Here is a 15109-nt window from a genome sequence, read left to right as displayed (position 1 = left end):
TGAAGGATTCACTATGGCAAAAATTACTTCCAATATGATCTCTCAACTGCTGGACGCGGTAGGGGGGAGCAGCAACGTCGCCAAATGTGGCAATTGCATGACGCGTTTGCGTCTGTCGCTGGCAAACAACAACCTGGCTGATCAAGCAACACTCAAGCAGATCCCAGGTGTGATGGGGGTGGTCGAAAGCGATCAGCAGTTTCAGATCATTCTCGGGCCGGGTAAAGCCCAGCAAGCGGCTGAAATGATGAGTGAACTGATTGAGCGTCTGAGTGAAAGTGGGGCAGTGAACCCGGCTTATCAGCCGGATCTCACTTCGCTGGCTGCTGAGCAGAAAAAGCAGATGAAGAGCAAGCAAACCAGTGCGGTGCAACGCTTTCTAAGCAAGTTCGCCACCATTTTTACGCCATTGATCCCCGGTTTTATCGCTGCAGGTCTATTGCTTGGCTTTGCGACGCTGCTTGAACAAATATACGTGATCAATCAGACCCCGAGTCAGTTTATGCTCGATCTGGTGGCGTATATGAAAGTGTTTGGCAAAGGCCTGTTTGCGTTTCTCTCGATTCTGATTGGCTACAACGCACAGCAAGCGTTTGGTGGTTCCGGTGTCAACGGTGCGATTCTGGCGTCGCTGTTTGTTTTGGGGTATGACCCGCAAGCGACCAGTGGTATCTATTCCGGAATGCATGAATTTTTCGGTTTTGCTATCGATCCCCGTGGCAACATCATTGGTGTCTTACTGGCGTGTATTCTCGGTGCTCAGGTCGAGCGTAAAGTGCGTCAGTTTATGCCGGACGATCTGGATATGATTCTGACATCAGTGATCACGTTACTGATCATGGGGGCGGTCACTTATCTGGTGATCATGCCAATCGGGGGCAAGTTATTTAAAGGGATGTCATGGTTGTTTCTCAATTTGAATGACAACCCGATCGGCGCAGCTTTGCTTGCCGGCTTATTTCTGATTTCGGTGGTGTTTGGGATCCATCAGGGGTTTGTGCCAGTCTATTTTGCTCTGATGGACGCGCAGGGCTTCAACTCGCTGTACCCGATATTGGCAATGGCAGGTGGTGGTCAGGTTGGGGCCTCCATGGCGCTGTATTTCAAAGCCAAACAAGACTCTATGCTGCGCTCTCAGGTGAAAGGCGCCATCATTCCCGGTTTACTCGGGATCGGTGAGCCACTGATTTACGGTGTGACGCTACCCCGGGTTAAACCGTTCGTGACCGCTTGTATCGGCGGCGCGGCAGGAGGTTTTTTTGTGGGGCTGATTGCCTATCTGGGCATGCCGGTTGGCCTCAACACGGTGTTTGGCCCATCTGGTATCGTGGCGATTCCGTTGATGACCTCAGACAGTGGTATTTTCCCGGCCATGCTGGTGTTCGTTGCAGGTCTGCTTATTTCTTACCTGGTGGGTTTTCTGGCCACCTACCTGTTCGGTTGTAAAGACATCGATTTAAGCTAGCCCGTTTTTCCCCTATAGAAACGGGGCGGCAAGCGCCTTTGTTAGTCACAAAGGCGCGCCTTATCCCTACATTCCAGCTGTGTTGATTACTCCTGTGACAACAGGAGGGGATCAGTGCGTCTCAAACACAGCCAAAACAACCATAAATTGTGCATTGAAAGGTGATTCCCATGAAAAAACATTTACTCGCTCTTCTCCTCCCTGCCGCGTTTGTAGCGCATAGTGCCTCAGCGGTGCAACTCTATCAGGCGGAAGATGGTTCGGCTCTGAATCTCTATTCCCGTCTTGGTTTCAATTTGACCGACAAAAACGATCAGTACGGTGATACCAATGGCGAATTTGACGGCCGTATCGGCCTGAACGGCTCACAAACCATTAACGCGCACGCCTCCGTTATTGGCCAGGCGCAATATCAGGTAGGAGCGGCGGAATACGCCAATCAGGTCAATGATAAGCCATCCTTGACGGCTCGTTATGTGTGGGCTGGGATTGATGGTCACGAGTACGGACGGGTCACTGGCGGGCGTGTGGCCTCCGGATTGATCATGTTTACCGACATCGGTGACGTATTCGCATCTTCTGATGTGTCCATGGCCCGTCAGGCGGCAAAAGTCGATAAAACCGCGACTCAGGTGTTTCGTCAAGATGGCACCGTGCAATACCAGAACAGTTTTGGCAACCTGGATGCGTCTGCCGCTTATATTTTAGGTAACAGCACCTCTGAGTTAGATTACGGCTACAACGCAGCCCTGCGCTATACGTTTGATATGGGGGAGTTCGGTCGGTTAGCTCCGGTGGTAGCCATACAAAAAAGCAAAGGTGATCATCGTGAAAGCAATGATACCGATTACACCTTCTGGGGTGTCGGTACGCGTTATTATCTGGGCGATTGGATGGTCGGAGCATTGTATTCGGAAGATAAGCTGGACGGCTATTACGCGCAGACCAGTACCGATGAAGTGACGGAACTTACCGCAGTTTACAATGTAAATGATAAGTGGGCACTGCGCGCGGGCTATCGTTATCTGGATAACAAAGGTGGTGACGAACTGCAACTGAAAGATACTACACTGGAAGTTCAGTTTAAGCTCACTGCGCGGTCGTCAATCTATACCAGTTACGTGGATCGTAATGGCCAACGCGGCGATTACAACGGTCAGGAAGTGTCGTTCGGTGGGGCGCACGCCGACGAAAGCTACTACCATCTTGGGTTGCGTTACGAGCTGTAAGCGCGCATCACTGTCCTAAATTGGCCGCAGGAGTTTGTCCCTCCTGCGGTTTTTTATTGCAGTGTGTGAGCAGCGTTGCCGTTGTTGAGCAAAAAGAAATCGATCGCCGACTCAAGGCTTTTTCGACGGTCTTCCTGTTCGTTTGACGCCATGCCAAGAAAGATCGGAAAAAAAGTCCGCCCTTTGACCAGCGCCCAGAGGTTGATTGCCAGTTCATGCGGATCCTGACGGGTCAGCGCACCGTAATCCATGGCCTCCGACAGCCAGTTTTCGAGTGGACACACTTTGATCTCGCCGACATCATTGAGATGGCAGGTGCCCTGACACATAGATTCAATGGTGATGGCCACCAGTAAGCGGCGTTTTTCACAGCTAAGTACCCGCTCCAACTGGAAATCAAACAGCTCAATCAACTGAGCGCGGATCTCTCGCTGAGGATTAAAGGCAGGGAGTGGCTCATCACTTTTCTCATGCAAAACGTGATGCACTACGGAACGATAGAGGTTTTCTTTTGAGCCGAAGTGCGCATACACCGTTGGTTTCGTGGTATTGGCTTGCTTGGCAATACTGCACAATGAGGCCCCCTGAACGCCCTGTTGTTTATAACATTCAATCGCAGCAGCTATGATGTTGGCCTTGGTTTTTTCGCCGCGTCGGGTTCGTTTGTCCATCTGATTTTCGTTCAATTTTTCTTGATTGATGTGGTTGTCATTCGTTGTGTCCATTGAGCAGTTACACCGATTCAGATTGCGGATTAGCGGTACAAGACTTCGTTTAACTGTTCAATCACGTTGATTGACGGTTCGATGCGGTTGCCAACCAGGTGAGGAGCTTCGTCGTCGTTGACGATAAAACTTTTTGCCGATAAACCGCCGCTGAGCGCCACGTAACCAGTGAAGGATTCTTTGGTGTAAATCGGTTCAATTGGTTGCTCGAGCACCACACGTTGCTCGTTCAGTACGTAGACGTAAGACTGGCCATCAATCTGCTGCACCGCACTCTGCGGGACCAGCATCACTTTCTGTTTCTGAGGTGCGTTGAGATAGAGACGAGTTTTGGTGCCCACAATGATCTTACTGTTGCTGTTGTCAAACAGCGCATAAGCATCAACATTTCCGGTATTTTGGTCTATGACCGAACCAACATAATGCAGTGTCCCATCGGTATAGGTGGTGGTGTTTCCGTGCGAAACCGACACCACCGGAGAGTTTTCGGGATCCTGATCATTAACCAGTTCACTGAATGCATCCATCTGGGCGGCAGGCGCGGAGAAGTGCAACTCTACTTTGTCGGTGGCGACCAGATCGGTCAGCACCGTGCCCGGCGTCACATACGTGCCTGCGCTTTGGGTGTTCTTACCGATTTTGCCGGAAAACGGTGAATAAATGGTTTGTTTAGCCATGGCACTCTTGGCTTTGAGTAGTCGGGTTCTGGCACGTTCGACACTCTGTTCGGCCAACAAGGCGCGTGCTTCTTTTGAGCCGTACTGACGGGTGATTTCAAGCAGGTTCTGCATCGCCAGACGATATTCATTTTCTGCTGTGGCCAACGTCAGACGGGCATAATCCTCATCGAGGCGGTATAGCGGGTCACCTTTTTTTACGTGCTGACCATCTTTGAAGTAGACTTCGACGATTTTACCGTCGGTTTCAGCCACAATCTGAGTGAATTCGGAAGCCCGGTATTCGCCGCTAAACGGAAACAGCACCGTGGCCTGACGCACCATCGGTAGCTGGACCGAAAATGCTGTCGGTACCGGTTTAGTTTTTGCTGCGAGCATGTCGCAATTGAATAAAGCCACTGAAGTCGACACTAGCCCTAGGGCAAGGCTAAGTTTTTTCATTATTTTGCCTTGTATTTTTTATAGTTAATTTTTATGAATGGGTGAATGAATTAATAGTTTTTATTATGGAATTTGCAGGGTATTTTAACTTTACTGGCAAGTAAAGTTTTATATTGCGTATGAAGTGCTTTTAATCCCACCATTTCGCTCACAATCTCCCCAATACCTCCCGCTGTGTTAATTTTGTTTTTATTCTCATTTAATGGGAAAGTATAATATAAGAAAACGTTCCTTTCTTGTCGTTTGAGAATATCATTTGAAACATGAGATCGACGGAGCTACAACACAGGTATGAAACAACCAAGACAGAATGCAGGCCAGGTTAATGAGAAATTACTGCAATTGCTGATGCAGGTGGCTGTGAACGATGAGCCAGTTCAGGCCAAAACCTTAAGCGAGCAGTTGAATGTACCTCTTAGCAGCCTGTACCGACATCTGAAGTTGCTGAAAGAATGGAGTTTGATTGAGGAAAGTCCGCACGACAAAACCTTGATCATCGGTCCGGCAGCACTGCTTTTAATGCGAAGCTATGAGACCAGCCCTCATAACCTCGATGCGGTCGAAGCGGTGCTTTGCCGTCTGCAAAAGCAGACGGGAGAAATGGCGGCGTACATGGTGCCAGTGGGTTACCGCGCATTGTGTGTCAGCCGCAAAGAAAGTATGCAGGCACTGCGTTGCAGCTACGTCCAGGGTCAAAGTCAACCTCTGCTACGTGGTGCATCATCCAAAGTGATGTTGGCTTTTATGCCTGCATCGAGATGCGAAAAAATCCTGCGCCATTTTGGCGAAGCGCACCGACTGCACGAATGGCAGGGTGAGCTGGAGCAGATTCGCAAACAGGGGTATGCGGTCAGTACGTCAGAAATTGACCCTGGAGTCTCGGGCATCAGTGCTCCGGTGATGAAGGGCTCCAAACTGGTTGGCGCGGTGTCGGTGATGGCGCCTGCTCACCGTGTACAAAGGGACAAACAGCGGATCATTTTGCACGTGTTGCAGGCATCAAGGGCCCTGCCACCAGAACGATAACGGCACAAAGGTAAGCGACATGCTAGGACTATTCAAACGACACAAACCGGTGGTAATGCCGCTGGCCTCTCAAAGTGGTATTTTTCTCACTGTGTGCGAAAAAATTAAGCCAATGACAGAGGTGGAATTTGAAACGGTTGAGCAGTCGCTGGAGCTGGCGTTTGAGTGGTTGTACCAGGATCCGTCCCGCTCACCTTACCTCTGTGGTGGGCACTTTTCTCTGCCACAAACCGGTGTGCAGCCGTTTCATGCACGTTTAAGCCAATATCTGAGCCAGAGCGTCCTTCCGGTGATATTGACCAACACGCATGAAACTGTGCTGCGCAGCTTGCCGGCAGTGTCGCTCAGCAATCGTGAACTGGGGATCGTCAGCATCAATCGTGGGTTTGAACTGAAACAGACACTTGAACCGTGTCGTGGGTCGGCATTTCATTTTGCGTTGTCTCGCTACCCTGATTGCCGATTATTTTGTCTTGGCATTGATCCAAGTCGGGTGAAGAGTAAAACTTTTGAATACGCCGAAGATCAAGGGTGCGACTGGATGACGTTGGAAGAGTGTCAGTTCCGTCACCGTTTCCAAGTCAAAAACCAACTGGCCACTTATTTGTCTCATTGTGACGATCTGATCCTCGATGTGGATTTGGAATCGGTGATGACGGATTCTGGCTTACATGGTGATGAACACCTGGAAGTACAGATGGTTTTGCGAATGATCCGGCAGTGCCTGATGTCGGGAAAAGTGCGATTGGTGCATTTGACGGGCAAAAAAGAGAAACAGATCTTTTCCAAGCAGACCAAGCTGATCCTCGATGAGATCAGCACGATGTTGCCGACTACCCATTGTGCGGCATAATACCGAGCAAGCATCCATCACGGGCGTTTTTTATGCTTCCGTCATTAGGCTGGATGTGTGTCGCCATCGGATAACCGACGGATTTTGTGACGGCCATAAAATATTAAAGCTGGCACTTAGGCCAGCTTCTCTGCGGATATCTCAATTACTTTTTGTCAGACGTGTCTTTATTTGTGTCTTTCCAGTATTGAATACGAATTCGATGTAATTGAGCTTTTCTCATTTTCTTCATAATTATCCCTCACTGATAAATAGTGGGCGCTCTTCACTGAGCTCACAAATACGATGAGTTGATCATGTACGCAAATCAATGTAGCTGTGAATCCTCAAGATCACTAGGATCTAAATCACACTAATACACCAAAATTTAGCGGATTTGTAGATAATATTTGCACTGGATCTCGTTTTTTCAAGATCGATGGCATCACTTTGCTGTTACCAAGCGCTGCGAAATCCACTGTTATTTAACAGAAACAAAAGCTTAACGTAAGCGTCACGTTGCTCATCTATTGTGTGCTCACTAAAAAAAGCCGACCTTATATCAAGGAGAAAGTGATGTGGAAGCGTGATGAGCAAGATTCTCAATTCAGTCAGATGATCGAAGCGAGACTCTCTCGCCGCCGTTTTTTGGCTGGAACCGCCGCGGTGAGTGCCGGAGCCTTTTTGTCATTAAACCCGATTGCCAAAGCCGTTGCGGCTGGTACATCGGCTAGCCAGTTATTGAACTTTGAAGCGGTTCCCGCCTCGACAGCGGACAGCTTTGTGGTGCCTAAAGGCTACAGAGCCACACCACTGCTCTCCTGGGGGGATCCGATCTTCCCTGATGCCCCGGCGTTTGCTCCCAATGGTAAACAGGATGCGCAGACTCAGGCTCAACAATTTGGCGACAATACGGACGGTATGAGTTTGTTCCCGATCTCCGAAGAGCGTGCGGTGATCGCTGTGAATAACGAATACACCAACTACGAATACCTGTTTGATCATCAGGGGCAGACAATGACGGCAGACGACGTGAAAAAAGCACAGGCTGCCGTGGGTGTGACGGTGTTTGAGATCGTCAAGCAAGGCGGTCAGTGGCAGGTGGATCTTTACGGGCAGCGTAACCGCCGGATTACCGCGTATACGGAAATGCGTCTGACCGGCCCGGCCGCCGGGCATAAATGGATGAAAACCAAAGCCGATCCATCGGGTCGCAAACCGCTGGGTACGTTCAACAACTGCGCCAATGGGCAGACGCCTTGGGGCACCTACCTGACCTGTGAAGAGAATTTTGATGACTTCTTCGGCACCAGCGCGGACGACGTTACACTGACTGACGATCAGACACGTTATGGCATCGCTGCGAAACCCAGTGGGTATCAGTGGGAAACAGCAGATGAACGCTTTGACGTCGCTAAGCATCCGAATGAAGCCAACCGTTTTGGCTGGGTGGTGGAAATTGATCCAAATGACCCTAAGTCGACACCAATGAAACGCACGGCACTGGGCCGTTTCAAACACGAAAATGCCGCGTTGGTGGTGAATGCCGATGGGCATGTGGTCGTGTATCTGGGAGATGATGAGCGAGGTGAGCACCTGTACAAGTTTGTGTCAAAAGAGCGTTATCGCCCGGGCAAAGATGCCCAAAACCGTAAGTTGCTTGAAGAGGGCACCTTATATGTCGCCAAATTCGACATCGATGGTACGGAGTTAAAAGGCAAAGGACAATGGATCGAGCTGACGCTGGGTAAAAATGGTCTGACCCCAGAGAACGGTTTCCACGATCAAGCGGAAGTGCTGATTTTTGCCCGTCGCGCGGCCACTTTGGTGGGCGCAACGACCATGGATCGCCCGGAATGGGTGGCGGTGCATCCGGATGAAAAGCACGTTTTCTGCACATTGACCAACAACAAACATCGTGGCGTGAAGGACGGCCAACCCGTGGGTGGCCCTAACCCACGCGCAGAAAACCATTATGGTCAGATCCTGCGTTGGATGCCGACCAGTGGCGATCACACCCATCAGGAGTTTGACTGGGACCTGTATCTGATTGCCGGTAACCCGACGGTGCACAGTGGCGATTTGTACGCAGGCAGTGACAATATCAATGCAGGCAATATGTTTAACAGCCCGGACGGCATCGGCTTTGACCAAGCCGGTCGCCTGTGGATTCAGACTGACGGCAATTACTCCAATCAGGGAGACTTTGCCGGCCAGGGTAACAACCAGATGTTGTGTGGTGACCCGCAGACCGGCGAAGTACGCCGTTTTCTGACCGGGCCGGTTGCCTGTGAAATCACCGGTTTGACGTTCAGCCCGGATTACAAAACCATGTTTGTTGGGGTGCAGCACCCGGGAGAAGACGGCGCGCCGTCGCACTTCCCTTATGGTGGAAACAGCAAGCCGCGTTCAACCATCATGATGATCACCCGTGACGATGGCGGTGTGATCGGCGCATAACAGCAATGTATCGGGAGAAAGCAAAGGGAGCGGTCGCTCCCTTTTTTAATTTCGGCCGTTTGACTAAGGAGCGCCGGGACTCGGTTTGTTGACATTGAGGTTACACTTCTGCGCTGATTGGCGCTACGATGAGCTCATCTCTCACCCAATTTTAATTACCGATGTCCGCTGCACGTGTACTGCTCCCCCTGATTGTTCTGATGGCGCCGCCGCAGATTCACGCCGCCGATGCACCGTTGCAACAATGGCAGCGCTTCTATCAGCAGGCGCTGGTGTTGCCGGCGATAAGTGAGGTGGCTGCGTATCAACTGGGGGACTATGCTGACGATGTGTTATCCAGTGACAGCCAGTACCCGGACTTTTCACGTTTCGACTGGCCGATGATTGAACGTCTCTATCAGCTGGCGCAAACCTGTCAGTCCACCGAACCGTGGCCCGCGACCTTGAGCCGTGCGGTTGAATTTGAGCGGGCACTGTGCCGCAAAACGCCGCTAACCGAAGAATGGTTGCGCTCCCCGGACTGGCGCCATCCCGCCGGTGGCAGCTACGCAGAGCGCTATTTAGCGCGTTTGAAGCCGGATGAGCAGGCCACTTTTGCAGCCCGGCACGTCGGACAACTGACGCTGGCCAGCGTCCGCCATCCTTTGCATCATTTATGGCAAGACCCCGGACGCGAAGGCGTTGATGCACTGCTGCGCGGATATCGCGCCTATCTGGCGCCGTCGCAACAATTGTGGCTGAGCAGTGACGACGGGTGGCGTGCAGTGCATGCCGAAGACTGGCGACCTCTGGCAGACCAACTCGGGTTGAAGCTCAGCCGCGCTCAGTCCGGGTGTGACTACCGCTATGGCAACTTGTGTCTGACTCAGGTGAGTACGGAGGTCATATGGTTGTCGGCAGCGCTGAGTGTCAGTCTGGCGCTGGTGGCTTTATTGCTGCTGCGTGCGTTGTGGGTGCGTTACCAACATATTCGCGAGCGGCGTTTTGTGTTGCAACTGCTCACTCATGAGCTGCGTACGCCGATCGCCAGCCTCGGTTTGACGGTAGACGCGCTGCGTGAACAATTTGACACTATGTCGGCCGAAGGGCAGGAGGCGCTTTGGCGTCTGATGGCGGATCATCAGCGCTTAGCGCAGTTGGCTGATACCAGCCGTGGTTATCTCAGCCCGGAGGACGATGACGCGTTCAGGTGTCATGAAGCCTGGCTGTCAGACTTTTTCGACCACTGCCTGCAAGGCTATCCGGTCGACCTGCACATTGAGCAAGACATGCAGGTGTCCTTGCCGTATTACTGGTTGGGGTTATGTGTGGTTAACTTGGTGAAAAATGCACTACAGCATGGCGCCGAGCCAGTGCGAGTGGACGTGTCGGTGTTGCGAACGCTGCGAATTGAAGTCTCTGACTGTGGGGACTTCGCACCCAAATGGCGACGTTTGTGGCGCCGCCGTCCCGTGACGTCTGACAACATGGGGGTGGGCTTGCAGTTAGTCAAGCGGCTGATGATCCGTATGGGCGGACAACTGACGGTCCGTCGCCGTCCGACCCGTTGTATTCTGGAACTGCCGTTATGAAAACGATTCTGTTGATTGAAGACGATAACCTGCTGGGAGCTGGTCTGCATGACTATCTGATCCGGCAGGGATATCAGTGCCAGTGGTTAACGGGCAGCGAAAACGTCGACCAGCACTGGTATGGTGCGGATCTGGTGATCCTGGATCGTCAATTGAGAGACGGCGATAGTTTGCGCCTGCTGCCGCACTGGCTGATGCGCAAAGCCGTGCCGGTGATCATCCTGACGGCCCGGGTGGAGATCGGTCAGCGCGTTGAAGGGCTACAGGCCGGTGCCAATGATTACGTGCTCAAACCGTTTGCCCATGAAGAGCTGCTGGCGCGCATACAAGTGCAACTGCGCTCGGTGGGCAGCAGCCAGATTCGTTACGCGGATCTGGAAGTGGATGTGGCGCGCCGCGCTGTGATGCAAGCCGGTCAGGCGGTGACTCTCAAACCTAAAGAGTTTCAGTTGCTGGTGCTGTTGCTCCAGAATCCCGATCGCGTCTATCACCGTGATGAACTGCTGAATAAAATTTGGGGTTATCAGAGTTTTCCAACCACGCGAACCGTCGATAATCACATTCTGCATCTGAGACAAAAATTGCCCGGTTTGGCCATTGAGACGTTGCGTGGTGTCGGCTACCGTCTGAGAGGAGCGGAACAATGAAACGTATTGCGCTTGTCGGATTGCTGATGTGGTCAACCCCGCACTCCCTTGCCGCGGCGTCAGAGGCTTGGTTCGCCCCCACGCTGCTGCGAAATACCTACCAGCAGTTGGCGCAGGGACATCCGCTGCTGGCCTGGCATGAACTCAGCTTGGCGCTGCAGTCACACTCAATCGATGAGCAGCATTGGCTGGCGGTGAAGAAGGTCATCCTGTCACGTACTCAGTGCGGTCAGGCGCTGCCATTGTCACTGTCTGTGCCAGCCGCTGTCACGGTATCGTTCATCGATAAAACCAACCAGAGTTTTCGCGGCCATCAGGTCAAAATTGCCGTGGAATTGTTGCGTCGGCCCGTCATGATCACACTGCGCGATCCACAAGGTAACGTGTTGCTTGAGCACGCATTCGAGCCTGTGGGCAGTGGGTCGTGGGAGCAGGACTATCTGGAAGCGGAAAGTGCAGAATTGCTGGCGCCGTTTACTTCGGGGCTCTATGCCCTGACGATCGATGGGCGTAGTGTGCCGCTGGTGATTGCTGCCTCCGAGTCTTCCCATTGGGCCGAGTCCGATGTTCGAGATCCACAACGTGTGTTACTGAATCTGCCATCGACCACCTCCGGTTGTGCCCCCGTTCAGGCCCAATGGCAGTATTTTGATCGCCAGTTCGAATTACTTGATGCCCAGCCTGTCGCCGCTGATACGGAAAATGTGTTTCCTCCCGCACCCCTGCAGGCGAGCTGGCAAAGTGTCAGTGTGATGCAGAGCGAGTACCAGGGCTCGATTCGCATTCATCGGGTTCAGCGCCTGACTCAGCCGGTGAACTGAGTTCGTAACAAAGACATATAGGTGACATTGGTGATCCGCAGTGCCGCTTTAATCAGGCGGTTCATAACGTGGAGAACCCGATGAAAATTCAAATTTTACTCGCTGGGGCACTGGCCTTAACCATTGCCTTACCAACGAAAGCGCTGACGCTCAGCCGTGCTCAGCAAACCTGGCAGATTAACCCGGCAACGCTGGCCATCAGCGTACAGACTTCAGATGCGCTTCTCTCGGTCAATCAGGATGCGCTCAGCATCAATGATACTCCTCAACAGGCTGACATGCTGAGCCAAAGCGCGACTCAGGCGGAGTGGCGGTTGCTGCCTAGTGGAGTGCGGGTGTCAGCGACACTGGAACACGCGCTGCAACTGAGTTTCAGTTGGCCACAGGATCGCGCAGTCGCGCGTGCGCAGCCCGTTTCGCTGAACTGGTTTGAGCTGGCTCAGCAACAGAGCCAAACACTGCTGCTGCCACTGGATGAAGGCATGCGTATTCCCATCCGCCATGCTGGCTGGGCGCGCTATCTTACCGAGCATCATTCTGGGTCAAACACCACCCAGGATCTGAAGATGCCGTTCTGGAGTGTTCAGCAGGGCGCACGGTTTATCAGTTATCACCTTACGCAACCGACCAATAACCAGCTGTTTTTCTCGCAGAGTGGCGGGACATTAGGGATGACTGCCAGGCATCAGTTTACGTCGCTTAATCAAACGCAGCCGTTCACGCTGGCGATCTCTCTGGGCCATCACGCACTCGACGGTGCCAAGGCGTATCGCCGCTGGCGCGACCAACAGGGACTGCGTCAGTCTCTGGCGGACAAACGGCGCGTTAATCCGCTGGTAGAAAAGCTCATTGGGGCTAGCCATGTCTACCTGTTTGGTCGTGATCTGTTGGCACAGGAAGACGTGAACGATTGGTGGGGGCTGAAAAACTGGTATTTTCGCCAGCCGATTCTGCATCCGTCTGAAACCGTCCGCCAAGAGTTGACCGATCGGAAACACAAACAACAGTGGATGAGTGCTTATCATCGCCGCTTGCTGGTGGCCGATATCAATCAGGCGCTTAACCGTATGATATCACCGGCGGAGAACGGTATAGTCCGGGAACAGTATCTGGCGGCGCAGCAGCGTAAACAGTGGCTCACTGAGCAAGCTGGCGCTTATCTTCATCCGCCATCAAGCTGGGGGCAGGGGCTGTCATCGAAGATGGTTACGACGCTGCAACAAGCTGGACTTAACCAACTCTGGATTGGGCTGGATAACTGGATTCCGGCGTTTTATCAGCCACAGGTCGTTGATCAGATGAAACAGGCGGGTTATCTGTTCGGTGTGTACGATTCGTATAATACCGCGATAGCCAAAGGCGTGAATGACAGCTGGCTGACCGCCCAACTGCCGGACGAAATGCGCCGAGAGTGCGCGATTGAAATGGCGGACGGCAGCAAAAAGACCGGGTTTCGCGGCCATGGTTTTTACCTTAATCCTGCCTGCAGGATGGATTACGTACAAAACCGGGTGCGTGAGGTGCTGCGCTATGGACGTTTCAACAGTTTGTTCCTCGATGTAGATGCCACGGCCATGGCCCGGGAAGATTACCACGCCAAAAGCAGTGAAAGCGCGATGTTGCAGGCGTTTAACCAGCGGATGACGACATTGGCGACGAACGAACCGGTGGTCCTGGGCTCTGAAGATGGCAACGCCCTGACGATGACGGGAATTGTGTTTGCGCACGGGATGGAAACGGTGGGCTTTGGCTGGCGGGATTCGGCGATGACCACGCAGCGCCAGTCGCCCTATTTTTTAGGAGCCTGGTATCCGGATGAGAAACCCGATTTCTTTTTTAAGTCAGCGCGGGTCAAGCCGATGTACCGTGAGTTGCTGTTTGCCCCTCAGTTCAAAGTGCCCCTGTATCAGGCGGTGTTCCATGACGAGGTGATCAACTCTCATCACTGGCATACTGACAGCCTCAAGTTTTCCGATGTCAAAACCGTGCGGGATCTGCAAGCGATGCTGTACAACACGCCAGCAATGGTGCATTTAAGTCGTGACGAGGCGAGTGCCCCAGATTCTCCGCGCATTCGTCAATTGCAGCACTATCAGCAAATATTCGCGCCGCTGCATCAGGTGTTATGGGATAAGGCGTTGGTCGATTTTGTGTGGCTGGACACGTCTGGTCAGGTACAACAAACCCGCTTTAGTGATGGCTCGCAACTGACGGCCAACTTCTCAGCTAAGGCGTACGAGTTGGACTCGGGTGAGGTGTTGCCTGGTGGCACACTGTTGGCGCAACTGAGTAATGGCAAAACGTTGCGCTGGCGCAGTTTGCCGCTGACCGTGCCACCCCATAAAACTGGGTAAGAGGAGCACACGTCTCCTCCTGCCTCTGCTTGCCCGGTTTACAGGGTGTAGCTGTCGCCGTCATCCGGCACCAGAATCTTCTGTTGCAACTGATGCGACGTAACAAACTCGCGCAATTCTTCGCGGCTGAGTACGGCGTGGTTTACCGCTTCCATATGTGTGGCAATAATGGTGGCCTCAGGTGCCGCGCGATGGGCGGTTAAGGTATCTTGCTTGCCCATAATAATCGCGCCAAGCCCCGGAATTTGCGCATCGCCCGCATTGAGAATGATCACCTGAGGTTGATACCGTGCAATGGCGTGCTCGACGTCTGAGTTCCAGACGGTATCGCCAGCGAGGTAGGTGGTTTTTTCGCTTGGGTGACGAAACACCACGCCACTCACCTGGCCGAGGCGATCACCAAGCAGCGCCATGGTGGCGTCGGAGCCGTGCTGACCAGTCGTGATCGACAAAGTGACCTCTCCGAAGCGGGTTTGCTCCCCTAAAATCGACACGTTGCGAAAACCGGCATTCCGCACCAACTCGGCATCCGCGTCATGCTGTACCAATAGCGGCATGTCTTTGGGAACAGACTGAATCGCAGCCTCATCCCAATGATCGGCATGCGTGTGCGTGAGAATAATCGCATCAACGTCCAGAATCTGTGCGCTGTCCATCGGCAGCGGCACCGTCGGCCAACGAATGTGACTGTTGAGTGTGCCTTCAAAGCCGGGATAGGCATCTTTATCCGCCAGCACGGGATCTACCAGAAAACGTTGTCCGGCGTATTCAATCTGAACGGTGGCATTGCGTACTTGGGTGAATTTCATCATGGCTTCCTCTTGTTAACTTAGCGCCATTATCCTGAGTCACGGCGCTGTT

At 52.7% G+C, this 15109-nt stretch carries 12 protein-coding genes; 9 read left to right on the top strand and 3 right to left on the bottom strand.

What is annotated here, in order from left to right; genetic code table 11:
* Positions 1-13: 13 nt before the first annotated feature.
* Positions 14-1465: a PTS N-acetylmuramic acid transporter subunit IIBC gene (gene murP / locus CAG64_RS08480; protein WP_161457344.1), complete on the top strand. Its 1452-nt coding sequence runs from the start codon at positions 14-16 to the stop codon at positions 1463-1465.
* Between the two features lie 170 nt (positions 1466-1635).
* A complete protein-coding gene (locus CAG64_RS08475; RefSeq protein WP_161453752.1) occupies positions 1636-2694 on the top strand; it encodes a porin in 1059 nt (352 codons plus the stop codon).
* Positions 2695-2747: 53 nt separating this feature from the next.
* On the opposite strand, the gene CAG64_RS08470 is transcribed toward CAG64_RS08475, so the two are convergent.
* A complete protein-coding gene (locus CAG64_RS08470) occupies positions 2748-3419 on the bottom strand; it encodes a TetR/AcrR family transcriptional regulator (protein ID WP_021706742.1) in 672 nt (223 codons plus the stop codon).
* A 29-nt stretch (positions 3420-3448) separates the two neighbouring features.
* Complete coding sequence (locus CAG64_RS08465) at positions 3449-4537, bottom strand: efflux RND transporter periplasmic adaptor subunit (protein WP_161457343.1); 1089 nt, start codon at positions 4535-4537, stop codon at positions 3449-3451.
* A gap of 291 nt (positions 4538-4828) precedes the next feature.
* Here CAG64_RS08465 and CAG64_RS08460 point away from each other — a divergent pair, with 291 nt between their 5' ends.
* The 7 genes from CAG64_RS08460 (at position 4829) to CAG64_RS08430 (ending at position 14248) form a co-directional block, all read left to right on the top strand.
* Positions 4829-5563: an IclR family transcriptional regulator gene (locus CAG64_RS08460; protein WP_021706744.1), complete on the top strand. Its 735-nt coding sequence runs from the start codon at positions 4829-4831 to the stop codon at positions 5561-5563.
* 19 nt (positions 5564-5582) lie between these two features.
* Positions 5583-6416: an arginase gene (locus CAG64_RS08455; protein ID WP_161451446.1), complete on the top strand. Its 834-nt coding sequence runs from the start codon at positions 5583-5585 to the stop codon at positions 6414-6416.
* A 555-nt stretch (positions 6417-6971) separates the two neighbouring features.
* On the top strand, positions 6972-8855 hold the full coding sequence (locus CAG64_RS08450; protein ID WP_161447470.1) for a PhoX family protein: 1884 nt from the start codon (positions 6972-6974) through the stop codon (positions 8853-8855).
* A 161-nt stretch (positions 8856-9016) separates the two neighbouring features.
* A complete protein-coding gene (locus CAG64_RS08445) occupies positions 9017-10426 on the top strand; it encodes an ATP-binding protein (protein WP_161447472.1) in 1410 nt (469 codons plus the stop codon).
* Positions 10423-11073, top strand: a complete 651-nt coding sequence (locus CAG64_RS08440; RefSeq protein WP_161447474.1) for a response regulator transcription factor — start codon at positions 10423-10425, stop codon at positions 11071-11073. Before CAG64_RS08445 ends, CAG64_RS08440 begins: the two co-directional genes overlap by 4 nt.
* A complete protein-coding gene (locus tag CAG64_RS08435) occupies positions 11070-11894 on the top strand; it encodes a DUF2861 family protein (protein ID WP_161447476.1) in 825 nt (274 codons plus the stop codon). The genes CAG64_RS08440 and CAG64_RS08435 overlap by 4 nt, the downstream gene beginning before the upstream one ends.
* Positions 11895-11974: 80 nt before the next feature.
* The gene (locus CAG64_RS08430) at positions 11975-14248 is read left to right on the top strand and encodes a glycoside hydrolase (protein WP_161447477.1); all 2274 of its coding nucleotides are present in this window, start codon (positions 11975-11977) and stop codon (positions 14246-14248) included.
* Positions 14249-14286: 38 nt separating this feature from the next.
* Here CAG64_RS08430 and CAG64_RS08425 read toward each other — a convergent pair whose 3' ends face one another.
* Positions 14287-15060 (bottom strand): MBL fold metallo-hydrolase, encoded by a 774-nt coding sequence (locus CAG64_RS08425; RefSeq protein ID WP_237668129.1) that lies wholly within the window; start codon positions 15058-15060, stop codon positions 14287-14289.
* Between the last annotated feature and the right edge of the window lie 49 nt (positions 15061-15109).

The organism is Vibrio sp. V38_P2S17PM301 (assembly GCF_009904845.1).
GTDB classification, from domain to species: domain Bacteria; phylum Pseudomonadota; class Gammaproteobacteria; order Enterobacterales; family Vibrionaceae; genus Vibrio; species Vibrio proteolyticus.
This window is presented reverse-complemented; position numbering and strand designations above follow the sequence as displayed.

Excerpts from the sequence above, each read along its gene's own strand:
- murP (WP_161457344.1), top strand. The coding sequence starts at position 14 with ATGGCAAAAATTACTTCCAATATGATCTCTCAACTGCTGGACGCGGTA.
- CAG64_RS08475 (WP_161453752.1), top strand. The coding sequence starts at position 1,636 with ATGAAAAAACATTTACTCGCTCTTCTCCTCCCTGCCGCGTTTGTAGCG.
- CAG64_RS08470 (WP_021706742.1), bottom strand. The coding sequence starts at position 3,419 with ATGGACACAACGAATGACAACCACATCAATCAAGAAAAATTGAACGAA.
- CAG64_RS08465 (WP_161457343.1), bottom strand. The coding sequence starts at position 4,537 with ATGAAAAAACTTAGCCTTGCCCTAGGGCTAGTGTCGACTTCAGTGGCT.
- CAG64_RS08460 (WP_021706744.1), top strand. The coding sequence starts at position 4,829 with ATGAAACAACCAAGACAGAATGCAGGCCAGGTTAATGAGAAATTACTG.
- CAG64_RS08455 (WP_161451446.1), top strand. The coding sequence starts at position 5,583 with ATGCTAGGACTATTCAAACGACACAAACCGGTGGTAATGCCGCTGGCC.
- CAG64_RS08450 (WP_161447470.1), top strand. The coding sequence starts at position 6,972 with ATGTGGAAGCGTGATGAGCAAGATTCTCAATTCAGTCAGATGATCGAA.
- CAG64_RS08445 (WP_161447472.1), top strand. The coding sequence starts at position 9,017 with ATGTCCGCTGCACGTGTACTGCTCCCCCTGATTGTTCTGATGGCGCCG.
- CAG64_RS08440 (WP_161447474.1), top strand. The coding sequence starts at position 10,423 with ATGAAAACGATTCTGTTGATTGAAGACGATAACCTGCTGGGAGCTGGT.
- CAG64_RS08435 (WP_161447476.1), top strand. The coding sequence starts at position 11,070 with ATGAAACGTATTGCGCTTGTCGGATTGCTGATGTGGTCAACCCCGCAC.
- CAG64_RS08430 (WP_161447477.1), top strand. The coding sequence starts at position 11,975 with ATGAAAATTCAAATTTTACTCGCTGGGGCACTGGCCTTAACCATTGCC.
- CAG64_RS08425 (WP_237668129.1), bottom strand. The coding sequence starts at position 15,060 with ATGATGAAATTCACCCAAGTACGCAATGCCACCGTTCAGATTGAATAC.